This is a genomic window from Nesterenkonia sp. Act20 (assembly GCF_019173455.1).
Classification (GTDB): Bacteria; Actinomycetota; Actinomycetes; order Actinomycetales; family Micrococcaceae; genus Nesterenkonia.
The window spans coordinates 1,882,876-1,908,441 of sequence record NZ_JADPQH010000001.1; the positions used below are offsets into that span (position 1 = coordinate 1,882,876).

Annotated in this window: 23 protein-coding genes; 17 read left to right on the top strand and 6 right to left on the bottom strand. The window is 63.6% G+C overall.

The genetic code is table 11. The features are described 5' to 3' along the window. Positions 1-75 precede the first annotated feature (75 nt). The 4 genes from IY716_RS08680 to IY716_RS08695 all read left to right on the top strand — a co-directional run bounded on the left by IY716_RS08680 (position 76) and on the right by IY716_RS08695 (position 4,952). Positions 76-1,401 (top strand): extracellular solute-binding protein, encoded by a 1,326-nt coding sequence (locus IY716_RS08680; RefSeq protein WP_255316478.1) that lies wholly within the window; start codon positions 76-78, stop codon positions 1,399-1,401. Beyond that, positions 1,398-2,372: a carbohydrate ABC transporter permease gene (locus tag IY716_RS08685; protein ID WP_218221131.1), complete on the top strand. Its 975-nt coding sequence runs from the start codon at positions 1,398-1,400 to the stop codon at positions 2,370-2,372. The genes IY716_RS08680 and IY716_RS08685 overlap by 4 nt, the downstream gene beginning before the upstream one ends. After that, positions 2,369-3,298, top strand: coding sequence for a carbohydrate ABC transporter permease (locus IY716_RS08690; RefSeq protein WP_218221132.1), 930 nt, complete (start codon positions 2,369-2,371; stop codon positions 3,296-3,298). Before IY716_RS08685 ends, IY716_RS08690 begins: the two co-directional genes overlap by 4 nt. A gap of 100 nt (positions 3,299-3,398) precedes the next feature. After that, positions 3,399-4,952, top strand: a complete 1,554-nt coding sequence (locus IY716_RS08695) for an alpha-N-arabinofuranosidase (RefSeq protein WP_218221133.1) — start codon at positions 3,399-3,401, stop codon at positions 4,950-4,952. Positions 4,953-4,968: 16 nt separating this feature from the next. Here the strand turns inward: IY716_RS08695 and IY716_RS08700 are convergent, their stop codons facing one another. Then, complete coding sequence (locus IY716_RS08700; protein WP_218221134.1) at positions 4,969-5,982, bottom strand: LacI family DNA-binding transcriptional regulator; 1,014 nt, start codon at positions 5,980-5,982, stop codon at positions 4,969-4,971. A 169-nt stretch (positions 5,983-6,151) separates the two neighbouring features. Between IY716_RS08700 and IY716_RS08705 the strand changes: the two genes are divergently transcribed. The 9 genes from IY716_RS08705 to IY716_RS08745 all read left to right on the top strand — a co-directional run bounded on the left by IY716_RS08705 (position 6,152) and on the right by IY716_RS08745 (position 17,397). Next, positions 6,152-7,681 (top strand): sugar ABC transporter ATP-binding protein, encoded by a 1,530-nt coding sequence (locus IY716_RS08705; RefSeq protein ID WP_218221135.1) that lies wholly within the window; start codon positions 6,152-6,154, stop codon positions 7,679-7,681. Further along, the gene (locus IY716_RS08710; RefSeq protein ID WP_218221136.1) at positions 7,678-8,712 is read left to right on the top strand and encodes an ABC transporter permease; all 1,035 of its coding nucleotides are present in this window, start codon (positions 7,678-7,680) and stop codon (positions 8,710-8,712) included. The genes IY716_RS08705 and IY716_RS08710 overlap by 4 nt, the downstream gene beginning before the upstream one ends. Beyond that, positions 8,709-9,929 carry an ABC transporter permease gene (locus tag IY716_RS08715; RefSeq protein ID WP_218221137.1) on the top strand — a complete coding sequence of 407 codons (1,221 nt, stop codon included), beginning with the start codon at positions 8,709-8,711 and terminating at the stop codon, positions 9,927-9,929. Before IY716_RS08710 ends, IY716_RS08715 begins: the two co-directional genes overlap by 4 nt. A 14-nt stretch (positions 9,930-9,943) precedes the next feature. Beyond that, entirely contained in the window at positions 9,944-10,984 is a 1,041-nt protein-coding gene (gene rhaS / locus IY716_RS08720; RefSeq protein ID WP_218221138.1) for a rhamnose ABC transporter substrate-binding protein, read from the top strand. Positions 10,985-11,071: 87 nt separating this feature from the next. Continuing rightward, on the top strand, positions 11,072-11,440 hold the full coding sequence (locus IY716_RS08725) for an L-rhamnose mutarotase (RefSeq protein WP_369699648.1): 369 nt from the start codon (positions 11,072-11,074) through the stop codon (positions 11,438-11,440). Between the two features lie 6 nt (positions 11,441-11,446). Then, positions 11,447-12,607, top strand: coding sequence for an L-rhamnose isomerase (gene rhaI / locus IY716_RS08730; RefSeq protein ID WP_218221140.1), 1,161 nt, complete (start codon positions 11,447-11,449; stop codon positions 12,605-12,607). Positions 12,608-12,618: 11 nt separating this feature from the next. Further along, positions 12,619-14,655 carry a bifunctional aldolase/short-chain dehydrogenase gene (locus IY716_RS08735; protein WP_218221141.1) on the top strand — a complete coding sequence of 679 codons (2,037 nt, stop codon included), beginning with the start codon at positions 12,619-12,621 and terminating at the stop codon, positions 14,653-14,655. After that, entirely contained in the window at positions 14,655-16,121 is a 1,467-nt protein-coding gene (locus IY716_RS08740; RefSeq protein ID WP_218221142.1) for a rhamnulokinase family protein, read from the top strand. The genes IY716_RS08735 and IY716_RS08740 overlap by 1 nt, the downstream gene beginning before the upstream one ends. Before the next feature lie 40 nt (positions 16,122-16,161). Then, positions 16,162-17,397, top strand: a complete 1,236-nt coding sequence (locus IY716_RS08745; protein WP_218221143.1) for an alpha-hydroxy acid oxidase — start codon at positions 16,162-16,164, stop codon at positions 17,395-17,397. Between the two features lie 87 nt (positions 17,398-17,484). On the opposite strand, the gene IY716_RS08750 is transcribed toward IY716_RS08745, so the two are convergent. From IY716_RS08750 to IY716_RS08770, 5 genes are read right to left on the bottom strand one after another with little or no spacing between them, the layout of a single operon-like run. Then, positions 17,485-18,291 (bottom strand): IclR family transcriptional regulator, encoded by an 807-nt coding sequence (locus tag IY716_RS08750; protein WP_218221144.1) that lies wholly within the window; start codon positions 18,289-18,291, stop codon positions 17,485-17,487. Between the two features lie 4 nt (positions 18,292-18,295). After that, positions 18,296-19,141 (bottom strand): 5-dehydro-4-deoxy-D-glucuronate isomerase, encoded by an 846-nt coding sequence (kduI, locus tag IY716_RS08755; RefSeq protein ID WP_218221145.1) that lies wholly within the window; start codon positions 19,139-19,141, stop codon positions 18,296-18,298. Between the two features lie 45 nt (positions 19,142-19,186). Next, positions 19,187-20,491, bottom strand: coding sequence for a TRAP transporter large permease (locus tag IY716_RS08760; RefSeq protein WP_218221146.1), 1,305 nt, complete (start codon positions 20,489-20,491; stop codon positions 19,187-19,189). Next, a complete protein-coding gene (locus IY716_RS08765) occupies positions 20,488-21,006 on the bottom strand; it encodes a TRAP transporter small permease (protein WP_218221147.1) in 519 nt (172 codons plus the stop codon). Before IY716_RS08765 ends, IY716_RS08760 begins: the two co-directional genes overlap by 4 nt. Positions 21,007-21,019: 13 nt before the next feature. After that, a complete protein-coding gene (locus IY716_RS08770) occupies positions 21,020-22,051 on the bottom strand; it encodes a TRAP transporter substrate-binding protein (protein ID WP_218221148.1) in 1,032 nt (343 codons plus the stop codon). A 131-nt stretch (positions 22,052-22,182) separates the two neighbouring features. Between IY716_RS08770 and IY716_RS08775 the strand changes: the two genes are divergently transcribed. The 4 genes from IY716_RS08775 to IY716_RS08790 are packed head-to-tail and all read left to right on the top strand — an operon-like array spanning position 22,183 to position 25,518. Further along, entirely contained in the window at positions 22,183-23,217 is a 1,035-nt protein-coding gene (locus IY716_RS08775) for a zinc-binding dehydrogenase (protein WP_218221149.1), read from the top strand. After that, positions 23,214-23,966, top strand: coding sequence for an SDR family oxidoreductase (locus tag IY716_RS08780; RefSeq protein ID WP_218221150.1), 753 nt, complete (start codon positions 23,214-23,216; stop codon positions 23,964-23,966). The genes IY716_RS08775 and IY716_RS08780 overlap by 4 nt, the downstream gene beginning before the upstream one ends. Beyond that, positions 23,963-24,565: a bifunctional 4-hydroxy-2-oxoglutarate aldolase/2-dehydro-3-deoxy-phosphogluconate aldolase gene (locus IY716_RS08785; RefSeq protein WP_218221151.1), complete on the top strand. Its 603-nt coding sequence runs from the start codon at positions 23,963-23,965 to the stop codon at positions 24,563-24,565. The genes IY716_RS08780 and IY716_RS08785 overlap by 4 nt, the downstream gene beginning before the upstream one ends. Continuing rightward, complete coding sequence (locus IY716_RS08790) at positions 24,562-25,518, top strand: sugar kinase (protein WP_218221152.1); 957 nt, start codon at positions 24,562-24,564, stop codon at positions 25,516-25,518. The genes IY716_RS08785 and IY716_RS08790 overlap by 4 nt, the downstream gene beginning before the upstream one ends. Positions 25,519-25,566: the final 48 nt, after the last annotated feature.

Consider the following 25,566-nt stretch of genomic DNA (forward strand, 5'->3'; position numbering starts at 1 on the left):
TCTTTACAACGATGTAAAAGACGCAGGCTCCGGGTGGCGGAGCTTGACTCCGCGTACGTCCGTAAGTGGTGACTCATGATCGACACACGCATCAACCGCCGAAGCGTCCTTGCCGGGGGCCTGGCGACGGCAGGTCTGGCGGCCCTCTCGGGCTGCACCCCGGCTCAGGGTTCACAGACGACGACATTGCAGTTCTGGCATCTGCTCAGCGGTGGTGACGGCATCACGATGCAGGGCATGATCGACCGCGTCAATGCGGCACACGGTGGTTTTCACGTGCGACCCACCGTGCTGGCCTGGGGTGCCCCGTATTACACCAAGCTGGCCATGGCGGGTGCCGGTGGACGGGCACCGGATCTCGCAGTCATGCACTCCTCGCGGGTCCCCGGCTATGTCCCCGGGGGACTTCTCGATCCCTGGGACCTGACGCAGCTGAATGAACTCGGAGTCTCGGAGTCCACTTTCACTGATCCCGTCTGGAACTCAAGCGTGGTCGACGGGGAGCTCTACAGCGTCGCACTGGACGCGCACCCCTTCATCGCGCTGTACAACACTGAGATCTGCGAGGAAGCCGGAGTGTTGAACTCCGACGGGCAGCTCATGCGTCCCAACAATCCAGAGGACTTCCTCGAGATGTGTCGGGAGATCGCCGGTGTCACCGGCACCTATGGACTCTCCTACGGGTTCATCGGAGACGGGAACCAGATGTGGCGGCTCTTCTACACGCTCTACTGCCAGCACGGTCAACAGATGACCTTCCCCCAAGGAGGCTCTGTCGAGGTGGATGGCGACGCGTTCACCGCTGTGCTGGAGTTCATGCATCGCCTGGTCGACGGCGAGGTCGCCTCGCCACGCGGGACCATCGACGCCGCCGTCGCAGAATTCGCCGCACAGCGGACGGGGATGCATTTCACGGGCGTCTGGGAGCTCCCTCCGATGAAGGAGGCCGGGGTTCCAGTGGGTGCGACGATGATCCCGCCGATCTTCGGAGACGAGGCCGTCTATGCGGACTCCCACTCGTTCGTCCTGCCGCACCAGGCTGATCCGGATGAACAGATGCGCCGCGACACTTACACCGTGGTCGCCGAGCTGTTGAAGAACTCCATCACCTGGGCCGGAGCCGGGCATATACCCGCCTATCTTCCCGTGACCGAGAACGAGGACTACGCCGAGCTCACACCGCAGGCGGAGTACGCCGAGGCGGCGGACTACCTGGTCTATGACCCGGTGGCCTGGTTCACCGGTTCGGGGTCCAACTTCGTCCAGCAGTTCGGCCAGATCGTCGGCAGTGCGATCACCTCCGGAAGCGGATATGACCGGGCGCTGGAGGAGTTCCGTCGCTACGTGAATAACCTTCTCGCCCAGCCCAATCCGGCCAACCCACAGGGAGGACGGTCATGACAGACGTGATGGCAGGTCGCAGCGCTGCGGGTCCCGAGCCCCGAGTGACTCCGGGAGAGGATTCCAAGGGTCGCCGCACCTCACCCACCCGAGGGCAGGCGAGCCGACGTGGGCAGCTTGTCGCCTGGGCCTTTCTTGGCCCGTTCATGGCGGCCTTCCTGCTCTTCGTGATCTGGCCGCTGATCCACGGAATCTACCTCTCCCTGACCGACCAGTCGCTCACCGGAGCGGGTGGCAGCTTCGTCGGGCTCGAGAACTATTCCGAGGCGCTCTCCGACCCGGTGATGTGGAGCTCCATCGGGAACACCGTCTGGTTCACGGTCATCACCACCGTGCCGCTGGTGCTGCTCGCGCTGATCATGGCGCTGTTGGTCAACACCGGACTGCCGGGTCAGTGGCTCTGGCGGCTCTCCTTCTTCATGCCCTTCCTGCTCGCCTCCACGGTGATCTCGCAGATCTGGGTGTGGATCTTCAATCCACAGATCGGCGCGGCGAACGACATCCTCTCAGCGATCGGCATCGAGCCGATCGCCTGGCTGCAGACCGCGCACGTCGATCTGATCTCGATCGCGATCGCCACGATCTGGTGGACCGTGGGGTTCAACTTCCTGCTCTATCTCGCGGCGCTGCAGAACATCCCCGATCTCCAGTATGAAGCCGCGGCCGTGGACGGTGCGGGCCGCTGGCGTCAGCTGTTCTCGATCACGATCCCTCAGCTCGGACCGGTCACCGGAGTCATCCTGGTGCTGCAGATGCTGGCCTCGCTGAAGCTCTTCGACCAGGCCTATCAGATGATGGAGGGCGGCTCCTCCGAGACCTCCCGCCCCATCGTCCAATACATCTTTGAGGCGGGCTTCGTCGGCTACCGATTCGGCTATGCCTCCGCCATCTCGTACATCTTCTTCGTGCTGATCCTCATCGTCGGGATCTTCCAGATGGTCGTGCTTCGGAATCGAAAGGGAAACTCATGAGTTCCACAGCCACCGCCACGAGGACCGACGACGCGCAGGTCGACATCACACCGGTCGATGTCACCAAGGTCAGACGCACCAACCGGATGCCGGGGGAGAGGCCGCTAGGCCCGGCGCGCATCCTGGCCTTCATCGCCCTGGCGTTCATGGCGCTGCTCTGGCTGCTGCCGATGCTCTGGGCCATCGTGACCTCCTTCAAGACCGAGACCGACGCCGCCTCCGGGGGTCTGAACCTGATCGGTCCCAACGGGGTCACCACCCAGGCCTACGAAGCGATCCTCGCCGAGGGCAATGTCTATGTCTGGGCACTCAACAGCCTGTGGACCTCCGCGGTGATCACGCTGATCACGGTCTCGATCTCCGCGCTGGCCGCCTATGCGTTCTCCCGGCTCGACTTCAAGGGCAGCCGCTGGATCTTCCTGGCGGTCATCGCCTCGATCATCGTGCCCCCGCAGGCGCTGATCATCCCGCTGTACTACCAGATGCTGACGTTCAACATGGTGGACACGTACTGGGGTTTGATCCTTCCGCAGATCGTCATGGCACCGATCATCTTCATCCTCAAGAAGTTCTTCGACGCGGTACCCGTGGAGCTCGAAGATGCGGCCCGTGTCGACGGCGCCGGGCGGCTGCGCGTGTTCTTCTCAGTGGTGCTGCCCCTCTCGCGTCCGATCCTCGGGGCCGTCTCGATCTTCGTGTTCATCCAGGCCTGGAACAACTTCCTCTGGCCCTTCCTGATCATCAACGACACCACGCTGATGACGCTCCCGGTGGGGCTGCAGACTGTGTTGAGCGCCTATGGCGTGCAGTACTCCCAGGTCATGGCGCAGGCGGTGCTTGCTGCCCTTCCATTGGTCATCGTCTTCCTGTTCTACCAGCGTCAGATCGTCAAGGGGGTCGCCACCACCGGCTTCGGCGGACAGTGAGCCGTCGAAGCTGCACGAACACCGCACCCCCGCACCCATCAGCACTGCCCTCTTCACCAGCACTGCCTTCTTCACGAGCACTGCCGATCCAAGGAGCCCCATGTCTCACGCACGCATCACCCTCGACCGTGACTTCACCATCGCCGATGTTCCGCCCCGCCTGTTCGGCTCCTTCGTGGAACACATGGGCCGCTGCGTCTACACCGGGATCTACGAGCCCGGACACCCGGAAGCCGATGACCAGGGATACCGCAAGGACGTGATGGCCCTGGCCAAGGAACTCGGGGCCACCGTGGTGCGCTATCCAGGGGGCAACTTCGTCTCGGGCTACAACTGGGAGGACGGAGTCGGTCCGCGGGAGGATCGCCCGGTACGGATCGACGGTGCCTGGCACACCATCGAGACCAACGCCTTCGGCCTGCATGAGTTCGTCGAGTGGGCGCGGCGCGCTGACATGGAGGTCATGGAGGCGATCAACCTCGGCACGCGAGGGGTCGATGAAGCCCGAGCGCTGGTGGAGTACGCCAACCACCCCTCCGGGACCTACTGGTCCGATCTTCGCCGCAAGAACGCCGCAGCGATGGGGACCAGCGGAGAGCCGTTCGGGATCAAGCTGTGGTGCCTGGGAAATGAGCTGGACGGACCCTGGCAGATCGGTCACAAGACCGCTGAAGAGTACGGAAGGATCGCTCAGGAGGCGGCCAAGGCGATGAAGCTCGTGGACCCGGACATCGAGCTGGTTGCCGTCGGCTCCTCAAACCGACGGATGCCCACCTTTGGTTCCTGGGAGCACACGGTGCTCACCCACGCCTACGAGGAGGTCGACTACATCTCCATGCATGCCTACTACCAGGAGCATGACGGCGACGCCGCTTCGTTCCTGGCCGAGGCGGTGGACATGGACGGCTTCATCGAGGGCGTGATCGCCACCGTCGATGCAGTCAAGGCGGCTGGCAAGCATTCGAAGCAGATCGACATCTCCTTCGACGAGTGGAACGTCTGGTACCAGGAGGGCCTGGACTCCGAGGACCAACCAGATCAGGTGGCCAAGGGGTGGAAGACCCATCCGCGGCTCATCGAAGACAAGTACTCGGTCACGGACGCCGTCGTCGTCGGGACGCTCATGCATTCGCTGCTGCGCCATGGTGACCGTGTGCGGATCGCGAACCAGGCCCAACTGGTCAACGTGATCGCCCCGATCCGTTCCGAAGAGGGCGGACCTGCGTGGCGGCAGAGCATCTTCTGGCCCTTCGCGCGGATCGCCGAGCTGGCCACCGGAGAGATCATGCGACTCGCGGTGCACGCGGATCAGATGCACACCGAGCGGTACGGGAACGTGGACGTCATCGACGCCGCGAGCACCTATGACGCACAGGCCGGGACGGTGTCGATCTTCGTGGCGAACCGTGGGCTGGACGAGGACGCGGAGGTGACTCTGGATCTGCGCGGGCTGACTGCCACGGAGATCCTCCGCGCCGAGGTGCTGCGTATTCCTGAGGGCGGAGACCGGCATACCGCCAACGACCTCACCCAGCAGGACGCCGTGGGTCTGGTGGCGCTGGAGGGGGTCCGGATCGAGGACTCCGCCGAGGGTGGCGTGCGGCTGAGTCTTCCGGCGCTCTCCTGGTCGGTGGTGCAGCTGAAGGTGAGCTGAGGGGGTGGGCAGCTGATCACTCGCGATGTCCCAGAGTCGACTCCCGTGCCACCAGGGCCGGGGTGAACACCGGATGCTGCACGGGAGCAGAAGGGTCCTCAATGGCTGCCACCAACAGTCGGGCCGCCTTCGCGCCCATCTCTTGAGCCGGCTGACGGATCGAGCTGATGGGGACGGTGGCCGATGCCGCGAACTGGATGTCGTCGTAGCCGATCAGTGCGATGTCCTCAGGCACCTTCGCCCCTGCTCGCGAGAGTTCCTGGAGCACGCCCAGAGCGACCAGGTCGTTGGTGGCGAAGACTGCATCGGGGCGTTCGCCGCGGGGGAGGTCAAGCACAGCTCGGGTCGCCTCCCGCCCTGCCTGTGAATCCATGGTGCCGGTGTCGAAGAGCGATACCTGCGCACCCTCCACGCCGGCAGCGGCGTCTTGAGCGCCCTGATGGCGGTGGGCGACCTGGCGGATAATCTGCGGGCCACCGATGACCGAGATACGACGTCGACCCAGGTCCAGAAGGTGTTGGACCGCAAGTCGCCCTCCTAGCCGGTCGTTGGTGGACACCGAGGAGAACTGGTCTGCGCCCGCTTCGCGGTCCACGATCACCACGGCGATTCCTCGCTGCTTGATCTGGGCCAGGCGAGCCAACACATCTCCGACGGGCGTGATGAGTATTCCGTCGACGCGCTGTTCCTCGAACAGCCGAAGCTGAGTCAATTCCCGTTCGGCATTCTGACTCGAGTTCCCGAGCAGCAGCGGTCGATGAAGAGCGGCGAGGCTGTTCTCCGCGCCCCGGGCGACGTCCGCGAAGAACGGGTTGCCGATGTCCAGCACGATCATCCCCACAGCCAGGTTCTGCTGCTGTCTCAGCTGGCGAGCCGCATCATTGCGGACGTAGCCAAGCTCCTCGATGGCGCGGTGGACTCGCAGCCGGGTCTTCTCCGAGACCTTGTCCGGGTGGTTCAGCGCGTTCGAGACGGTCGCAGGGGACACCCCGGCCCGAGCTGCCACGTCTCTCACCTGCGCCACTGCCATGGGCCTCAGAATACCTTTCGTCTCGGGGCCCAGGACCGCACAGTATTGCGTCTGCGGCCCACACCGTGGTTTTCAAGAATGCATCCGGGTGTTGACACGCTGTGAGCTGAATCATATGATCAGCATCACTAATTGAAACGATTTAATTCTTGTCGTCCCTGGAGGTCCCATGTCGCTCAGCGATTCCACACCCGTGCTGGAACTTGAGGGCGTGCGCAAGACGTTCGGCAGCGTCACAGCGCTTGCTGACGGCAGCATCACCGTCTATCCCGGGTCGATCCACGCGCTGGTCGGGGAGAACGGCGCCGGCAAGTCAACGCTGATCAAGGTCGTCGCCGGTCTTCATCGCCGTGACCGCGGCACCTTCCGCTTTCGAGGCGCAGACGCCGCCTTCAGCTCCACCGCAGAGGCCAAGAGCGCCGGCATCGCGGTGATCTATCAGGAGCCCACGCTCTTCCCAGACCTCTCGGTGACCGAGAACATCTTCATGGGGCGGCAGCCGAGGTCCCGCGGTGGACGGATCGACAAGCAGGCGATGCAGGAGGAGGCCACCGAGATCTTCGCCCGGCTCGGAGTGAACCTGGATCTGAACCGTCCAGCCGACGGACTGTCGATCGCCGACCAGCAGATCATCGAGATCGCCAAGGCCATCTCGCTGGACGCACACCTGCTGATCATGGACGAGCCGACCGCCGCACTCTCCGGAGTGGAGGTCGAACGGCTCTTTGCCGTGGCGCGGAGCCTGCGCGACGAAGGCCGCGGGATCGTCTTCATCTCCCACCGCTTCGATGAGATCTTCAGCCTCTGCGACACCATCACCGTGATGCGCGACGGCTCCTATGTGGCCACCACTCCTACCGCCGAGACCAGCAACGACGAGCTCGTCACCATGATGGTCGGGCGGGAGGTCTCAGACCTCTACCCGAAGACCCCAGCAGAACTCGGTGAGGTTGTGCTCGAGGTGGAGAACCTGAAGTCAGCCGGTACCTTCTCCGACGTCAGCTTCACCGTGCGTGCCGGGGAGATTGTGGGTCTCGCGGGCCTCGTCGGTGCCGGGCGAAGCGAGATCGTTCGCGCGGTCTTCGGCGTCGACTCCTATGACTCGGGCACGGTCACGCTCAACGGAAGTCCCGTCCCGAAAGGTCGACCATCCGCCGCCATCCGCGCCGGGATGGCGCTGGTGCCCGAGGACCGGCGTCAGCAGGGGCTGGTGGTGGATGCCTCCTTGGCCCGCAACATCGGGGCAGCGATGCGACGCCGGCTCTCCCGCTTCGGTCTGATCACCACCTCGGCGGAGAATCGCGCGGCCGGTCCGTGGGCCGGGCGCCTGGAGGTCAAGACCTCTGCGCTGTCCATGAATGCCGCAACGATGAGTGGAGGCAATCAGCAGAAGGTCGCGATCGCGAAGTGGCTCGCCACCGATCCCAGTCTGCTGATCATCGACGAACCCACCCGGGGGATCGACGTCGGCACCAAAGCTGAAGTGCACCGTCTGCTCTCCCAGCTGGCCGGCGAGGGCATGGCCATCCTGATGATCTCCTCAGAGCTTCCCGAAGTCATGGGGATGGCAGATCGGATCCTGGTCGTCGGAGAGGGTCGCATCAGTGCTGAGCTGGACCGTGAGGAAGCCACCGCCGAGAAGGTCATGCACGCTGCGACGGCGCGGCATGAGAAGAACCGACAGGAGGCCGCCGCATGAGCGCCGAGACTCTCACCCCCGCCAAGCGGCAGAGCGCATCGATGCGCACGGTCCGCGCCCTGCTGGCCTCCCGCGAGACGGCGATCGTGGTGGTCATCCTTTTGATCATCGCGGTGGCCACCTCCTTCAACCAATCTTTCCTCTTCACTGGTCAGGGCTGGCGGGACCTGCTGCTCACGCCCTCGATCCTGATGGTGATGGCGGTCGGCTCGGCAGTCGTCATCATCACCCGCAACGTGGACCTCTCTGTGGGATCCACGCTTGCCATCACCGCCTATATGACCGGGCGGCTCTTCGTCGACGTGCCGGGGATGCCGATCTTCATCGTGGTCCTGCTCGGCATCCTCGTCGGGGCGGGCCTGGGGTTGATCAACGGAGCCCTGGTCGCTTTCGGCAAGGTTCCCGCGCTCGTCGTCACCCTCGGCACCATGTACATCTACCGCGGCGTGGTGCTTACCTGGGCGGGAAGCGACCGCATCAACGCCTCTGACATGCCGGGGAACTTTCTCAACCTCGGCACCATGCAGATCCTCAGCATTCCGCTCCTCACGATCGTGGCAGTTCTGGTGCTGATCGTCGCGGGGTACTGGCTCTCCTCCACGCGCAGCGGACGCGAGATGTACGCCATCGGCTCGGACCCGGAGGCGGCAAAGCTCTACGGGCTACCGACGACCAAGCGAGTGATCACGGCGTTCATCCTGGGTGGCGCCCTGGCCGGTCTGGCAGGCGTCATGTACGCCGCTCGCTACGGCACCGTCAGCTCAGGGGCCGGAATGGGCTGGGAGTTCGACGCCATCGGCGCCGCCGTCATTGGCGGGGTCGCCATCTTCGGCGGCTCTGGCAGCGTCTGGGGGGCGGCTTTCGGCGCCATTCTGCTGATGACGATCAACCGCACACTTCCCATCGTCGGAATCCCGGACTTCTGGCAGCGCGCCGTGGTCGGCGCGCTGATCATCGGCGCGATCGTGCTTGATCGCTATCTCTCCGTGAGACGACACCGCAAGCTGCAAGAAGCGAGGGACAAGGCATGACCGCTGCAACTCGCGCCCACACGCGCACCTCCACGACCGAACGTCCCGCTGAGGAGAGCCGCACCTACGCCGCCTACCATCGCCCCTGGTGGTTCCGCACTTTCATCAGCGCCGAATTCCTGATCATCGCCCTGCTGGTCCTGGTATGGATCATTGCCACCACCTCGGTGGACAACTTCTCGGGCCCGCTGACCGTGCGTTACCTGCTCATGGACATCGCCCCTCTGATGATGATCGCGCTGCCCATGACCCTGGTGATCATCACCGGTCAGATTGACCTGTCGGTGGCGAGCACCATGGGGCTCTCCACCGTGATCGTCGGCATCCTTCATGTCCAGGTCGGGTTGAGCATCCCCATCTCAGGCCTGCTCGCCATCCTGGTGGGCGTGCTCTGCGGGATGTTCAACGGATTCCTCGTCGCCTACGTGAAACTGCCATCGCTGGCTGTGACCATCGGCACCCTCGCGCTTTACAGAGGGATCGCCGTAGGCCTGCTGGGCACCACTGCGCTGACCGACTTCGACCAGGGGTGGTCAGATCTGGCGACCTCCAGCGTCGGCGAGTCACGCATCCCGGCGATCATGATCCCGGTAGCGATCCTCATCCTGATCTTCGTGGTGCTGCTGCACTTCACGCCCTTCGGTCGAGGACTCTACGACATCGGCCACAACGAACAGGCCGCGCGTTTCAGTGGTGTGAATGTGGCCCGCTCACAGATGACCACCTTCATTCTCACCGGCTCGGTCTCCGCCGCGGCCGGCATCTTCTACACATTGCGCTTCGGCAACTCCCGCGGAGACAACGCCACCGGGCTCGAACTTGAGGTCATCGCCGCCGTGCTGCTGGGCGGAGTGCTCATCTTCGGCGGTCGCGGCGCCATCCACGGCGTCCTCGCCGGTGCCCTGCTGATCGGAGTGCTCTCCTCGGCTCTGCGCCTGGAGGGGGTGACGGTCAATGTCATCAACATCATCATCGGCCTGCTGCTCGTGATCTCGGTTCTCGCCCCCACTCTGGTGGCAGGCGTCCAGCGGATCCGCGCGCGCCTCAGCGGACCCTCTGCGAGACCGGACGGTTTGCCGCCCAGCTCTGAACCCTCTGAATCGCCGGATGCTCCGGCACAGCAGAACTCAACACCGCACGAGACAACATCACGAGAAACAGCAAACCGAGAATCGGCTCCAGCAGATTCGGCATCGAAGCCGACTGCTACGCCTTGATGAAAGGAAATACCATGCGCACCACAACACATAAGCGGTCCATCCCAGCACTGGCGGTCTTCGCGGTCGGAGCACTTGCGCTGACCTCTTGCGGGGGCGACTCCGCGGAAGGCGACTCGGGCGAAAGTGATTCGGGAGGAGAAGCGCTGAGCGTCACCTTCCTGCCGAAGAACCTGGGCAACCCCTACTTCGAGACCTCCAACGCCGGCGGCGAGGAGGCCGTGGAAGAGTTCGGCGGCACCTATTCCGAGGTCGGCCCGCAGGAGGCCACACCAGATGGTCAGGTCGAGTACATCAACACCGCGGCTCAGCAGGGGGAGGACGCTCTCGTCCTTTCCGCCAACGATCCCAGCGCGATCTGCGGTGCCTTGAATGAAGCGCGTGATGTCGATGTCGCCGTGGTCACCTTCGACTCGGACACCGACGCCGAATGCCGCGACCTCTTCGTGAACCAGGCCACGGCGGAGGGCATCGCAAGCGCCCAGGTCGAGCTGGTGGCGGAGCAGATCGACGGAGAGGGAGAGATCGCCATCCTCTCCGCCTCGGCGAACGCCACGAACCAGAACCTGTGGATCGAACTCATGGAGGAGGAGCTCGCTGCGGACTACCCGGACATCGAGATCGTCGACACCGTCTACGGCGACGACGACGACCAGCGTTCCTTCGACCAGACTGCGGCGCTGCTGCAGACCCACCCCGATCTGGACGCCATCGTCTCCCCCACGACAGTTGGCATAGCAGCCGCAGCACGGTACATCTCGGACTCCGACTATGCCGGTGAGGTCGCGGTGACCGGTCTGGGCACGCCGAACCAGATGCGCGAGTACGTCGAGGACGGCACCGTTGAGGCCTTCGCCCTCTGGAATCCGGAGGACCTGGGCTATCTCGCGGCATTCGCTGCACGTGCCGTCGCTTCCGGTGACATCGCCGGCGAGGAGGGCGACACCTTCGAGGCCGGCCGACTCGGCGAATACACGGTCGGCGCCGATGGAGAGGTCGTCCTGGGTGAGCCTTTCGTCTTCGACTCAGAGAACATCGGTGACTTTGACTTCTGATCCGCAGGCGCTCCCCGGGGCGGGGCACTGAGCTCCGCCCCCGGGGGCACCCCCAGAATGCTGGCCCGAACGGTTGAGAGGACCCCTGTGCAACGAGTCTGTTTCCAGCTTCAGGTCAAGCCTGATCGCCTCGACGAGTACGCCGAGAGACATCGCGCTGTCTGGCCCGAGATGCTCCAAGCGTTGAAGCGATCGGGCTGGAACAACTACTCGCTGTTCCTGCGCCGGGACGGGCTCCTGATCGGCTACGTCGAGGTCGAATCTCTGGAGCAGGCGCAGGCCGCGATGGATGCCGAACCGGTCAACGCCAGGTGGCAGGAGCAGATGGGCGAGTTCTTCGTCGACCTGGAGGGCGCGCGGCCAGACACCGGGTTCGTGGAACTCCAGGAGGTCTTCCACCTGGAGGACCAGCTGGACGCCGTCGAACCCTCGACCACTCATACACCGCAGAACTGAGGAATCATGCCAAGCTTCGACCAGATCTCCCACCAGCTGGAGCACCAGGCCATCGAGGTGCCCTCCTGGGCCTACGGGAACTCGGGCACTCGCTTCAAGGTCTTCGGCTCTGCCGGAACCCCGCGCAGCGTCGAGGAGAAGATCGCCGACGCCGCGACGGTGCATCGGTTCACGGGTCTCGCACCCAAGGTGGCTCTGCACATTCCCTGGGACAAGGTTCAGGACTACGCCGCGCTGCGCCGCTACGCCGAAGATCAGGGCATCGCCATCGGCACCATCAACTCGAACACCTTTCAGGACGACGACTATAAGCTCGGCGGGCTGACCCACCACGACCCCGCGATCCGGCAGAAGGCCATCGATCACCACCTGGAATGCATCCGAGTGATGGGTGAGACCGGTTCCCGAGACCTGAAGATCTGGCTCGCCGACGGGTCAAACTACCCAGGTCAGGCAGATATCCGCGCCCGCCAGGACTGGCTGGCAGAGTCCCTCGCCGCCATCTACGCGCAGATCGCTGAGGACCAGCGGCTCGTGCTGGAGTACAAGATCTTTGAGCCGGCCTTCTACCACATGGACGTTCCAGACTGGGGCACCGCCCTGGGTCATGTCCAGGCCCTCGGAGAGAACGCCGCGGTCTGCCTGGACACCGGCCATCACGCACCCAGCACCAACGTCGAGTTCATCGTCGCCCAGCTGTTGCGCGCCGGAAAGCTCGGCTCCTTCGACTTCAACTCCCGCTTCTACGCCGACGATGACCTGATCGTCGGCTCCGCGGACCCGTTCCAGCTCTTCCGGATCATGTTCGAGGTGATTCGCGGCGGCGGTTATGGGCCGGAGTCGGATGTGGCCTTCATGCTCGACCAGTGCCACAACATCGAGAAGAAGATCCCCGGACAGATCCGCAGCGTGCTCAACGTGCAGGAGATGACGGCACGCGCGCTGATGATCGACCGTGAGGCGCTCCAGGCGGCCCAGGAGGCCGGTGACGTGCTCGGTGCCCATGAGGTCTTCATGGACGCCTTCTACACCGATGTCCGCTCCGATCTCGCCGCCTGGCGCGAGTCCCGCGGCCTGCCCGCGCAGCCGATGCGCGCGTTCGCTGAATCCGGATACCAAGAGAAGATCGAGGCCGACCGCGTCGGCGGAACCCAGCTCAGCTGGTGAAGGAGCTACCCATGATCAACCCGAGCGTCACTGAACTCATCTCCCGGTCCAACAGCTTGGGCGCGGACCCGAAGAACACCAACTACGCCGGAGGAAACACCTCGGCAAAGGGCACCGAGAAGGACCCGGTCACCGGGGAAGAGGTCGAGCTGCTCTGGGTCAAGGGCTCCGGCGGCGACCTCGGAACGCTGAAGGAGACCGGACTGGCCACCCTGCGTCTGGACCGGATGCGTGCCCTGAAGCACGTCTACCTCGGCGTGGAGCGTGAGGACGAGATGGTCGCCGCCTTCGACTACTGCCTGCATGGCAAGGGCGGCGCGGCACCGAGCATCGACACGGCCATGCATGGACTGGTGGACGCCGCCCATGTGGACCACCTGCACCCGGATTCCGGGATCGCCATCGCGACCGCCGCAGACGGGCCTGAGCTGACCACGAAGATCTTCGGCGAGAAGGTCGTCTGGGTCCCCTGGCGCCGCCCCGGCTTCCAGCTTGGACTGGACATCGCCGAGATCAAGGAGCGCAACCCGCAGGCCATCGGCTGCATCCTTGGTGGGCACGGCATCACCGCCTGGGGTGACACCTCCGCTGAGTCTCAGCAGAACTCGCTGTGGATCATCGACACCGCCGCCGCCTACATCGCAGAGCATTCCAAGCCGGAGCCCTTCGGCCCTGCGCTCGAGGGATACGCGGCGCTGCCTGAGGCGCAGCGCCACGCCAAGGCCGCGGCCCTGATTCCGACCATCCGCTCCATAGCCAGCGCCGACAAGCCGCAGGTCGGTCACTACACCGACTCCGAGGCGGTCCTGGAGTTCCTCGCTCACACTGAACATCCCCGGCTGGCTGAGATGGGCACCTCCTGCCCGGACCACTTCCTGCGCACCAAGGTCAAGCCACTGGTGCTGGACCTCCCCGCAGACGCCTCCGTGGAGGACTCCATCGCCCGGCTCCACGAACTGCATCAGGCCTATCGCGAGGACTACCAGGGCTACTACGACCGCCATTCCAGCGAGGACAGCCCCGCCATCCGCGGCGCCGATCCCGCGATCGTGCTGATCCCCGGGGTCGGTATGTTCAGCTTCGGCAAGGACAAGCAGACTGCCCGTGTGGCTGGGGAGTTCTACGTCAATGCCATCAATGTGATGCGCGGCGCCGAAGGCCTCTCCTCCTACGCGCCCATCGATGAGTCGGAGAAGTTCCGCATCGAGTACTGGGCGCTGGAGGAGGCCAAGTTGGCTCGCATGCCCAAGCCCAAGCCGCTGGCCACCAGGATCGCCCTGGTGACCGGCGCCGCTTCCGGCATCGGCAAAGCCATTGCGGAGCGGCTCGCCGAGGAGGGCGCCGTCGTCGCCATAGCTGACCTCAACCTTGAGAAGGCGAAAGAGGCGGCCGCGGGGATCGGTGGACCGGACAAGGCGGTGGGCATCGCCGTCGATGTCTCGGATGAGGATGCCGTCATCCAGGCCATCAATGAGACCTTGCTGGCCTTCGGCGGTCTGGACATCGTGGTCAACAACGCCGGGCTGAGCCTGTCGAAATCGCTTCTGGACACCACCGCCAAGGACTGGGATCTCCAGCACAACGTGATGGCCAAGGGATCCTTCCTGGTGTCCAAGGCCGCGGCCTCGGTGCTGATCGCTCAAGGGCTCGGCGGGGACGTCATCTACATCTCCTCGAAGAACAGCGTCTTCGCGGGCCCGAACAACATCGCCTACTCCGCCACCAAGGCGGACCAGGCGCACCAGGTGCGGCTGCTCGCCGCCGAGCTCGGCGCCCATCAGATCCGGGTCAACGGGATCAACCCCGACGGGGTGGTCCAGGGCTCCGGAATCTTCGCCTCCGGGTGGGGTGCCAACCGCGCGGCGACCTACGGCATCGAGGAGAAGGACCTGGGCAAGTTCTACGCCCAGCGCACCATCCTCAAGCGCGAAGTGCTGCCGCAGAACGTGGCCAATGCGGTGTTCGCGCTGGTCGGGCCGGAGCTTTCGCACACCACCGGGCTGCACATCCCCGTCGACGCCGGCGTGGCCGCCGCCTTCCTGCGCTGATGACCCCAACAACGACGCCGAAGGTGACAACGAGGGCGACGACGACGCACGCCGCCGTCGACCTCGGCGCGTCCTCGGGGCGCGTGGTCCTCGGCCGGGTCGGACCGGACACCCTGGAGTTCCATGAGGCCGCGCGGTTCTCCAACGGCGTGGTCCCCATGCCTGACGGGCTGCATTGGAACCTTGTGGGGCTCTATGAACAGGCCCTCGCCGGGCTGGGCGCGGCCGTGCGTGAGACCAAGGGCGAACTGTCCTCGGTGGCCATCGACTCCTGGGCGGTGGACTACGGTCTGCTCACCGGAGCGGAACCCCATCGCATGCAGCTGCTGGGCACACCGTTCCATTACCGGGACGACCGCACCGCAGCCGGCGTGAAGAAGGTCCACGGCAGAGTCGGCTTCGCGGAGCTCTACCGACGGAACGGACTGCAGTTTCTTCCCTTCAACACGCTCTACCAGCTGGCCCAGGAGGGCCTGGCACCGCATGCAGATCGGCTGCTGATGGTGCCGGACCTCCTGGGCTATTGGTTCACCGGAGAGCAGCTCACTGAGGGGACCAACGCTTCGACCACGGGACTGCTCGACGTACACACCAAGGAGTGGGACACCGAGCTGATGTCCACCCTGGGTCTGTCCTCCGAGCTCTTCGCGCCGGTGGCCGCACCGGGCACGACGCTGGGCGTGACCCGTGCTGAGTTGACGCCGCTGCTCGGCGGACATCAGCTTCCGGTCACACTGGTCGGCTCCCATGACACCGCCAGCGCGATCGTGGGCACCCCGCTCTCGACCCCCGATGCCGCCTACATCTCCTGCGGCACCTGGGGGCTGGTCGGACTGGAGCTTCAGGCCCCGGTGGTGACCGACGCCTCCCGGGCGGCGAACTTCACCAACGAGGGCGGGGTCGACGGGCGCACCCGCTTCCTGACCAATGTGATGGGCACGTGGCTGCTCTCCGAGACGCTGCGCGCCTGGGAGCGCGAAGAAGGACGCGAACAGGACCTGACCGCTCTGCTCGACGCCGCCGCCCAGGTCAGCCCGGCCGCCGTCGTCGTCTTCGACGTCCAGGATGAGCGCTTCGTGGCACCTGGAGACATGCCGGCGCGGATCGCGCAGCTCTGCGCCGAGCAGGACCTGCCGATCCCGGCGGGCAAGGCAGAGCTGGTGCGCAGCATCGTGGAGTCCATCGCTGCAGGGTTCGCCGCGGCGCTGCAGACCGCCGGAGAGCTCGCGGATCGGCGGATCGACGTGGTCCATATGGTCGGTGGCGGTTCGCTGAACGTGCTGCTCTGCCAGGCCACGGCGGATCGCAGCGGATATCCTGTGGTGGCCGGTCCCGTGGAGGCCACCGCCATCGGCAACCTCCTCATCCAAGCCCGCACCGCGGGGATGCTTTCGGGCAGCCTTGAGGACCTGCGTGAGCTGATCATCCGCACCCATTCCCCCATCACCTACCGTCCACAGTCCTGAAATTCCACAGTCGCCGAAGCGGCCGGTCAAGGAGCATCCAATGGTTCAGCGTCAACTGCCCAAGCCGCGCGATATCGCGCCGCTGATGAAGTTCAAGAAGTTCGACTTCAACGCCTCCCGTCGGCGGCTCTCCGCGGCGCTGACCATCGAGGATCTGCATAGGATCGCGAAGCGGCGCACCCCGAAGGCCGCGTTCGACTACACCGACGGCGCCGCGGAGGGTGAGTTCTCGCTGACCCGGGCCCGGGAGGCGTTCCAGGACATCGAGTTCAATCCCTCGATCCTGCGCGATGTCTCAGAGGTGGACACCTCCTGTGAGATCTTCGGCGGGCGCTCCTCGCTGCCGTTCGGGATCGCCCCTACCGGGTTCACCCGGCTGATGCAGACCGAGGGTGAGATCGCCGGTGCCACCGCAGCCGGGGCAGCAGGGATTCCCTTCACCCTCTCTACGCTGGGCACCACGTCCATCGAAGCCGTGAAGGAGGCGAACCCGGAAGGTCGCAACTGGTTCCAGCTCTATGTGATGAAGGACCGGGAGATCTCCTATGACCTCACCGAACGGGCGGGCAAGGCCGGGTTCGACACCCTCTTCTTCACCGTGGACACCCCTGTGGCGGGAGCCCGGCTGCGGGACAAGCGCAACGGGTTCTCGATCCCGCCGCAGCTGAGCCTGGGCACCGTGGTCAACGCGATCCCGAGGCCCTGGTGGTGGTATGACTTCCTGACTACCCCGCCGCTGGAGTTTGCCTCGCTGTCCTCGACCGGGGGCACGGTGGGGGAGCTGCTGGACAAGGCGATGGATCCCTCGATCAGCTTCGAGGACCTCAAGATCATCCGCGAGCTGTTCCCCGGCAAGCTCGTGGTCAAAGGCGTGCAGAACGTCGAGGACGCCAAGAAGCTCGCTGGCCTCGGAGTGGACGGGATCGTGCTCTCCAATCACGGCGGCCGGCAGCTGGACCGTGCACCGGTGCCGTTCCACCTGCTGCCCGAGGTGGTCCGCGAGGTCGGCGAGGATCTCGAGGTCACCATGGACACGGGGATCATGAACGGCGCGGACATTGTGGCCTCGATCGCCCTGGGCGCGAAGTTCACGCTGATCGGGCGCGCGTACCTCTACGGGCTGATGGCAGGTGGCCGCGCGGGGGTGGACCGCACGATCGAGATCCTGGCAGATCAGGTTCAGCGCACGATGAAGCTGCTGGAGGTCCCGAACCTCGCCGAGCTCGAGCCCAAGCACGTGACTCAGCTCGAACGCCTCGTCCCGCGCGCCCGCTGAGCTTTTCCTGGTTGGTTGAGTGATCCGGCGGCAACATGCCTGCCGGATCACTCAACCAACCAGGAGGAATGGCCTGTCGAGGTGGTGTCAGGCTTGTCCCACGGTCGCCCCGAGGTGCCGAGAGATCTTCGCGGCCGTGGCCATCGCTGCGGGAGCGAGACTCTCGATTGTCCGTCCGGGGTGTTCGAGTGCGATGGAAGAGATGGACAACCCGTGGGTCACCCGGTTCGTGTGATCGTAGATCGGAGCCGAAACGCAGACCGTGCCATCTTCGTTCTCCCCCAGATCCAGCGCGTAACCACGCGCACGAGTCTCTCGGATGTTCTCGAGGAGGTTGTCTATGTCGGTGATGGTGGCCCGAGTCCTTGCCTGGAGACCCGTGCGTTCTGCCACCCGAACGATCTCTTGGTCGGGGCGACCTGCAAGGACCACTTTGCCGATTCCGCTGCAATGCATCGGCAAAGACAGGCCAACCCGGGAGCGCATGCGGTATGGCTTTGAGGAGTCGGTCCGAATGACATAGACGATCTCGTCTCCCGAAGCTACTCCCACGTGGACAGTGCAGTCCACCTCGGTCACGAGCTCGTCGACGAAGGGTTGGGCGAGGGATGAAATATCGATGCTGTCTAACGCTCTTCCTGCAAGCGCAAGGAACCTGGGGCCGGGGTGATAGCCCCCCCTGGCGTCACCAGAGATGAAGTTCTGATCCACGAGCGTGCTTAGAATCCGATGGACCGTGGTCTTCGTGAGGCCTGTCTCTTCAGTGATATCGGTGAACCGTTCGTTGCTTAGAGCCGCCTCCAGTACGAGGATCGTCTTTTCGCTCGCGCCTTTGGATGGTGCGCGCGTCGGTGATTCCTCGGCGCTCGGGAATTCTCTCGGCTGGATACTCACGGTCTCAGCTTATGTCGGTGATCTGCACGTGGTCCATGTCATCGAACGCCTGGTTCTCTCCGGCCATGGCCCAAACGAAGGCATAAGCACTAGTTCCGACACCGGAATGGATAGACCAGCTCGGCGACAGTATGAGGTTCTTGTCCCCAGTGACGATGTGGCGAGTCTCTTCGGGCTTACCCATGAGATGGACGACGCGCTGATCTTCCGGGATGTCGAAATAGAGGTAGAACTCAGTTCGTCGGTCGTGGGTATGAGCCGGCATGGTGTTCCACATGCTGCCAGGATGAAGCCTTGTCACGCCCATGACGACCTGGCAGCTGGGGACGCCGTTGGGGTGAATGCACTGACGGAGTGTGCGTCTGTTCGAGGTCAGTGCATCGCCGAGCTCGCGGATCGTTCCTTCTTCCGGGGTGACAACTGCGTTCGGGTAGTCCGTGTGGGCTGGCGCGGAAAATCCGTAGAAGGCTGCGGGCTCTTCCTCGTCTTCGGAGAAGAAAATGATGTCTCTCGTGCCACGCCCGAGGTAGAGAACAGCTTCAGGTTCCATCTGCCAGACCTTGCCGTCGGCCTCGATATGGCCGGAACCCCCGACATTCACGATGCCGATCTCCCGGTGCTCGAGGAAGTACTCCGAACGAATCTCAGGAACAGGTGTGAGAGTGAGCGGCTTGTTCGTCGGCACGGCTCCGACTGCGACTGCGCGATCGAAGTGGGTGGGAGCTACTCGGACAGCACCAGGAATGAGGAGATCTTCCACCAGGAAGCGGTCGCGGAGGTCCTGCTGGGAGAACCCTTGGACCTGTTCGGGTGAGACGGGTCCGCGCATAGCGATCGAATGTTCAGACATCAGGAATTGCTCCTCATTGGTTGTGCGGTTAGGTCGAAAATCGGGTTACAGGAGACCGAAGAGTCGCGGGAGAGTCAGTGAGATTTCGGGGATGAATGCGACTAGCAGAAGAATGATGACCAGCATGACGTAGAAGGGAATGAGCCTGACGATGACGCTCTCAAGCTTGGCCTTCGCGACCTGTGCTCCGATGAATAGCACTGGAGCCGAAGGCGGAGAGATGACTCCGATAGACAGGTTCATGACCATCATGATCCCGAAGTGCACAGGGTCCACTCCATGGGCCGTAGCGATCGGGAGGAAGATGGGAGTGAAGATCAGAATGGCTGGCGTGGGGTCCAGGACGATGCCGATCAGCAGCAGCAGGACCATCATCAACAGCAGAACTAGGAATGGAGAATCGGTCCAGCCGAAGAGACTGTCTGCCAGCAGCTGAGGAATGCGCGCGAATGTCATGACGTAGGACATGATGCTGGCCACTGCGATGAGGAAGACCACGATCGAGCTGGTCCGGCATGCGTCGAAGAGTATTCCCGGTAGATTCTTTACCCCGATCGTGCGGTAGATGAAAGAAAGCCCCAGAGAGTAGACGACTGCGACGGCAGCTCCTTCCGTTGGAGTGAAGAAACCGACCACGATGCCGCCGATGGCTACTACGATCAGACCGAGCGACGGCAGAGCCGCCAATGAGACCTTTGCGATCTCGCCCAGGGGCGGCATGGGTTGTCCGCGAAGTTCGGGATGGCGTCGGGAGTAGAGATAGACCACCACCATGCATCCCAGCGCCCAGAGCAACCCAGGAAGGTAGCCTGCCAGGAACAGTGCGCCCACCGAGGTTCCACCGACCAGCGAGAACACGATCAGGGTGTTGCTCGGTGGGATCAGCATTCCAGCGGGGGCCGAGGCGACGTTCGCAGCAGCGCTGAAGGAACGGTCGTACCCTTCCTTCTGCTGCATCGGGGTCATCGTGGTGCCGACGGCGGCGGCCGCCGCCACCGCTGATCCAGAGACGGATCCGAAGATGGTATTCGCCATCACGTTGGTCTGGATCAATGGCGCCGGGGACCGACCAACCAGGATGCGGGCCAGGTTGATCAGCCTGACCGCAATTCCGCCGCTGTTCATGATGACACCAGCCAGTATGAAAAGCGGGATCGCCAACAGCGCGAATGAGTTTGCGCCTTGAAGCATCCTTTGGGCCGAAGTGATCGCACCACGGTCTGATCCCATGATGAGGATCATGCTGATGGCTGACGGCAGGGCGATGGCGGTGGAGATCGGGGCCCCCAGAACCAGGAGCAGGACCACCCCGCCGATCAGGACGAGTCCGATCATTGCTGGATCAATCATTGGGCCGTCGCCTCCAAATGGTCATCTGGCGCACCGGAGCGACCCGTGTACCGCGGTGAAAGTGCATGGATCATATGAATCAGCAGAAAGAACAGCAGCAGTGCGCCGGAGATCGGCAGAGCCAGATAGAGCTGGCCCTGGGTGAAGGGAAGGACCGGGTTGGTTTGGGTCCATGCCTGGCTCACCTGGTCCATCCCGCCTATAAGCATCACGTGGAGCACCACTGCGGCTGTGGCCAGGTGCGCCATGATCTCAGTCACTCGCTGCCACATCAGGGGCAGGCGTTCAACGATGAATCCCATGAAGATGTCCGTCTTCTCTGAGACCGCGATCGAGACGCCGATCAGGCTGACCCAGATGAAGGTGAACCTCGCGGCCTCCTCGGTCCAGGACGCCGGGTCGCCGAGAACAAGTCTCGAGACGACCTGCCACACGACGATGATGACTAGCAGCGCGAACAGCGCCACGCAGATCACCCGCAGCGTCCAGGTGACCCAGTTATGTAGATGGCTCATCGGTCAGCAGGTCCTAACTGTCACTGCGCGCGGATTCGATAGCGTCATAGATCGCCTGAGCACGGTCGGACTCGATGGCCTCTTCGTGCAGCGGCATGACGGCTTCGCGGAATGCTTCGACGTCGACGTCGTTGAACTCAGCTCCTGCCTCCTCTGAGCTGGCGCGAGCCTCCTCCACGGCCTCGCTGAAGAGAGCGAGTTCTTCATCGACCGACTCGTCCAGAAGCTCCATAAGCGTCTGCTGCGCCTCCTCGTCCAATCCCTCCCACACGTCCAGGCTCATGACCAAGAAGTCCGGCAGCATCAGATGCTCTGTGTAGGAGTAATACGGTGCGATCTCGTCATGCGACAACGAGGAGTAGATGAGCTCATTGTTCTCGCCACCCTCGATCACCCCCGACTGGATGGCGGTATAGACCTCGCCCTGAGCCATGGGGTTACCCACCCCGCCCATGAGTTCCATCATGCGAACGTTCGTATCTGAACCGATGACGCGGATCTGCTGTCCCGAGAGATCCTCAGGGCTGTTCACCGGCCCCTCGCTGGAGTACACGTTGCGCACCCCGCCGTGGTACGCGGCGAGGACTTTGATGTTGTCGTCCTCCACACTCTCGTAGAGCTCACTCATGAGCTCGGTGTCGTTGAGGACCTCCATCTGGTGCTCGGGTGATTCGTAGAGGTATGGGAGATTCGCGACGGCAAAGTCGGGCTCGTAGCTCTCCAGCAGGGAGCCGGCCACCATCGAGAATTCGATGGTCCCGGACTGAACCTGCTCAATGGTCGCAGCCTGGTCCCCAAGCGTCTCATCCGTGTAGAGATCCAGGGAGTACTGTCCGTCGGTCTGCTCGCTGAGTCCTTCAGAGACCTGCTCGAGAACCTGCGCCTGCGGGTGGCCCTCGTTCTGGTTGAAGGCCACACGGAAGGCCGTGCTGCTGGCGGCACCGTCGCCGCCTTCTTCTCCACCCTCGGAACTGCTGCCGCACGCTGCCAATGAGACGACTGCCAGTGAGGCGATTCCGGTGCTGATCATGCGGTTCGTTGTCATGAGTCCTCCTGATCGGGTTCCCGGCTCCATCGCCGAGTGTGATGTGAGTTACTATAACCATATGGGACGTAGTTTTGCCAGACGGACTTTAAAATGGAACTCTGTTTCATAAAATTCTGAGAGGGATGAAAATGAGAGCAGCGAAGTACATCGGTGACGGGCGAATCACTTTGGATCCTGAGGCGGAAGAATTTCCGCCAGGTTCCGGAGAGGTTCAGATCGAGGTCGCCTACAGCGGAATCTGCGGCACCGATCTGCATGTGCTGCACGGTGATATGGACCAGCGGGTTCAGATTCCCTCAGCACTTGGTCACGAAATGAGTGGACGAGTGCATCGCGTCGGTGAGGGCGTCGTCGGTATCAGCACCGGGGACGCCGTGACGGTGATGCCGCTGAAATGGTGTGGTCAGTGCAAAACCTGTCGTGCCGGGCACCAGCACATCTGCCCGCAGCTCCAGTTCATCGGCATCGACAGCCCGGGAGCCATGCAGAGCCGCTGGACCGTGCCCGCCGAGACGGTCGTTCCTGTTCCCGCGAACGTCGATCTTCGCGAGGCGGCACTGATAGAACCGCTCGCAGTCGCGGTCCATGATGTCAGCCGTTCGCGACTAGTGGCGGGAGAGACGGCACTGGTCATCGGCGGTGGACCCATCGGTCAGCTGATCGCCCTTGTCGCCCTACGGGCTGGGGCCAATGTCGTCCTGTCGGAACCCGACCAGGGACGACGTCACTTTGCGTCTGAGAATGGGATTCGGACTGTGGATCCTCTCTCTGCCGATCTCGCTGCGGTGCTTGATGAGCACACTGACGGAGTCGGTGCAGACGTCGTCTTTGAGGTCGCGGGGCTCTCCGCCACAGCTCTCGATGCCATGCAGCACGCCCGGCCACGGGGTCGTGTCGTCATTGTCGCCATCCATCCGAAACCGGTGCCGATGGATCTGCACCGCATGTTCTGGCGGGAGCTCGAAGTGCTGGGGGCCCGGGTCTACGAGAGGGCCGACTTCGACAAGGCAGTTGAGCTGCTGAGCGCGGGCCAGCTGCCTGTTCATCGTCTAATCAGCGACGTAGTGCCCTTGGAGAAGGCACAAGATGCATTCGTCAAACTTTCCGGTTCACAAGCGATGAAAGTCCTTGTGGATGTCCAATCACAGGGAGAACAAGCATGAAGATCTTCGACCTCACAGGAAAAACTGCCGTAGTCACCGGGGCACGCCGAGGCATCGGAAGGGCGATGGCTGAGACCCTCGCCGCTGCTGGAGCGGACATCATCGCAGTTTCCGCCAGCCAAGAGACTGACGGCGGCGAAATAGGAAAGGTGGTTCGCGGGCTTGGCCGCAATTTTGAAGGCCACGCTGTGGACTTCCAGGATCGTGCTCAGGTCGAGGAGTTCGGCAGAAAGGTCCGTGGCAAAGTAGACATCCTCGTCAATAACGCGGGAACAATCCGGCGTGCACCTGCCGCGGAGCACCCCGATGAATGGTGGGACGAGGTCATCGACGTGAACCTAAGCAGCCAGTTCGTTCTCAGTCGATCCATCGGGTCCGCGATGGTGGAGCGCGGCGATGGGCGAATCATCTTCACCGCAAGTCTGCTCAGCTTCCAGGGCGGCATCAGCGTTCCCGGCTATGCCGCAGCGAAGTCCGGGATCACGGGCCTCGTGAAGGCCCTGAGCAATGAGTGGGCAGGAAAAGGGGTCACGGTGAACGCGATCGCGCCCGGGTACATCTCCACGGACAACACCGAGGCGCTTCGCGACGACCCCGTCCGGTCCAAGGAGATCCTTTCTCGCATTCCGGCCGGTCGCTGGGGCGAAGCTGAGGACCTGGGTGGGGCTGCAGTCTTCCTCGCGAGTGCCGCCGCAGACTATGTCACCGGTGCAATCATTCCTGTGGACGGCGGGTGGCTCGGACGATGAGTCTCTGGGGAGAGCACCCAATAGTTCCGCTGGCCAGCTTCAACACCTCCACTGAGGTTGACGCCGCTTCGGAGGGGCTCCTGGCTGGGGGCCTGCCAATCATCGAGATTGCACTTCGCACGGACTACGGGTTCGAAGCATTGAGGAGAATGGTGCTGCGCACTGAGCTCACTGTGGGTGCGGGAACTGTGCTCACGGTGGAACAGGCCAAGATGGTCGTTGACGCTGGGGCGGCGTTTGCGGTGACTCCTGGGCTGTCCCCGAAGATTGTGGAGTTCTTCATGAACGCCGGGGTGCCCGTGCTGCCGGGAGTGCTGACTCCATCTGAGGTACAGAACGCTCTCGCTCTGGGCCTGGACCACCTGAAGCTGTTTCCCGCCAACGCGGTAGACGGCTTCGCCATGCTGGACGCCTGCAGGGCGGTCTATCCTCGGGTTCGATTCATGCCCAGCGGAGGTGTCAGTCCATCGAACGCAATGGAATATCTGTCGCGCTCCAATGTTTTTTCGGTCAGTGGCAGCTGGCTTCTCAAGGGCGCCGAACGTGGCGCCGAGGTGATTCGCCGAGAGGTGGCTGACGCAATGGGAAAGCTGACGTGAGCCCCGTGGATGTGGTGACAGTCGGGGAGAGCCTCGGACTGCTTGTGGCAGGGAGGCACGGACGTCTTCAACATGTGCCCTCGATGGACCTGGGGTTCGGTGGGGCCGAGTCCAACGTGGCCATCGGTGTGGCCCGACTGGGCGGAGTGTCTGCATGGATCGGTCGTCTGGGTGCAGATTCGCTGGGTGAATTGATAACCCGTGAGATTCGCGCTGAGGGTGTCCAGGTGCATGTCACCTATGATGCTGAGGTCGCGACCGCTCTGATGCTTAAAGAGCGCCCGCGCCCCGGGCACAGCCGCATCACTTATTACCGGCGGGGCCTGGCGGGAAGTCGCCTCGCTCCGGCGGACATCCCAGAGAATCCCATAAGGGACGCTGCGGTCCTCCACGTCACCGGTATCACGGCAGCGCTCGGGGAGAGCGCCGCACAGGCGGTGGATGCCGCCCTGGACCTGGCAGCTCGCTTCAAAGTGAGGATCTCCTTCGATGTGAATCACCGAAGTGGTCTGTGGGCCTCCGACTCTGAGGCCCGTGTTGCGTACCGAAAGTTGGCCTCCCGGGCGGACGTGATCTTTGCGGGTGAGAAGGAGGCCGAGTTGTTGACCGGGGTGGCCGCCGGGCCGCAGCAACTGGAGGCACTGCTTGAGATGGGTGCCCGAGAAGCTGTGGTGAAGCGAGGTGACCAGGGGGCGATCAGCCTCAACCGCGACGGTGTCAAGTGTGAGAAGGCAGCTCTGCCTCTAGAACCCGTGGACACGGTGGGGGCGGGAGATGCTTTCGTCGCCGGGTGGTTGCTGGAGTGGGTGCGAGGCTCCTCGCCCGAAGCGCGCATGGACACGGCCATCGCGTGTGGAGCCGCAGCGTGTGGAGCCGAAGGGGATTGGGAATCGCTGCCCACCGCGCGAGAACTCGAGAACCAACTGGGAACCGCCGACCCGGTCATCCGCTGAGCCCTTCCCGGCTGGTTGAGTGATCCGGCGGCAGCATGCCTGCCGGAT

Excerpts from the sequence above, each read along its gene's own strand:
- rhaS (WP_218221138.1), top strand. The coding sequence starts at position 9,944 with ATGCGCACCACAACACATAAGCGGTCCATCCCAGCACTGGCGGTCTTC.
- IY716_RS08690 (WP_218221132.1), top strand. The coding sequence starts at position 2,369 with ATGAGTTCCACAGCCACCGCCACGAGGACCGACGACGCGCAGGTCGAC.
- kduI (WP_218221145.1), bottom strand. The coding sequence starts at position 19,141 with ATGTCTGAACATTCGATCGCTATGCGCGGACCCGTCTCACCCGAACAG.
- IY716_RS08760 (WP_218221146.1), bottom strand. The coding sequence starts at position 20,491 with ATGATTGATCCAGCAATGATCGGACTCGTCCTGATCGGCGGGGTGGTC.
- IY716_RS08705 (WP_218221135.1), top strand. The coding sequence starts at position 6,152 with ATGTCGCTCAGCGATTCCACACCCGTGCTGGAACTTGAGGGCGTGCGC.
- IY716_RS08780 (WP_218221150.1), top strand. The coding sequence starts at position 23,214 with ATGAAGATCTTCGACCTCACAGGAAAAACTGCCGTAGTCACCGGGGCA.
- IY716_RS08745 (WP_218221143.1), top strand. The coding sequence starts at position 16,162 with ATGGTTCAGCGTCAACTGCCCAAGCCGCGCGATATCGCGCCGCTGATG.
- IY716_RS08710 (WP_218221136.1), top strand. The coding sequence starts at position 7,678 with ATGAGCGCCGAGACTCTCACCCCCGCCAAGCGGCAGAGCGCATCGATG.
- IY716_RS08775 (WP_218221149.1), top strand. The coding sequence starts at position 22,183 with ATGAGAGCAGCGAAGTACATCGGTGACGGGCGAATCACTTTGGATCCT.
- rhaI (WP_218221140.1), top strand. The coding sequence starts at position 11,447 with ATGCCAAGCTTCGACCAGATCTCCCACCAGCTGGAGCACCAGGCCATC.
- IY716_RS08765 (WP_218221147.1), bottom strand. The coding sequence starts at position 21,006 with ATGAGCCATCTACATAACTGGGTCACCTGGACGCTGCGGGTGATCTGC.
- IY716_RS08695 (WP_218221133.1), top strand. The coding sequence starts at position 3,399 with ATGTCTCACGCACGCATCACCCTCGACCGTGACTTCACCATCGCCGAT.
- IY716_RS08700 (WP_218221134.1), bottom strand. The coding sequence starts at position 5,982 with ATGGCAGTGGCGCAGGTGAGAGACGTGGCAGCTCGGGCCGGGGTGTCC.
- IY716_RS08785 (WP_218221151.1), top strand. The coding sequence starts at position 23,963 with ATGAGTCTCTGGGGAGAGCACCCAATAGTTCCGCTGGCCAGCTTCAAC.
- IY716_RS08770 (WP_218221148.1), bottom strand. The coding sequence starts at position 22,051 with ATGACAACGAACCGCATGATCAGCACCGGAATCGCCTCACTGGCAGTC.
- IY716_RS08715 (WP_218221137.1), top strand. The coding sequence starts at position 8,709 with ATGACCGCTGCAACTCGCGCCCACACGCGCACCTCCACGACCGAACGT.
- IY716_RS08735 (WP_218221141.1), top strand. The coding sequence starts at position 12,619 with ATGATCAACCCGAGCGTCACTGAACTCATCTCCCGGTCCAACAGCTTG.
- IY716_RS08685 (WP_218221131.1), top strand. The coding sequence starts at position 1,398 with ATGACAGACGTGATGGCAGGTCGCAGCGCTGCGGGTCCCGAGCCCCGA.
- IY716_RS08740 (WP_218221142.1), top strand. The coding sequence starts at position 14,655 with ATGACCCCAACAACGACGCCGAAGGTGACAACGAGGGCGACGACGACG.
- IY716_RS08680 (WP_255316478.1), top strand. The coding sequence starts at position 76 with ATGATCGACACACGCATCAACCGCCGAAGCGTCCTTGCCGGGGGCCTG.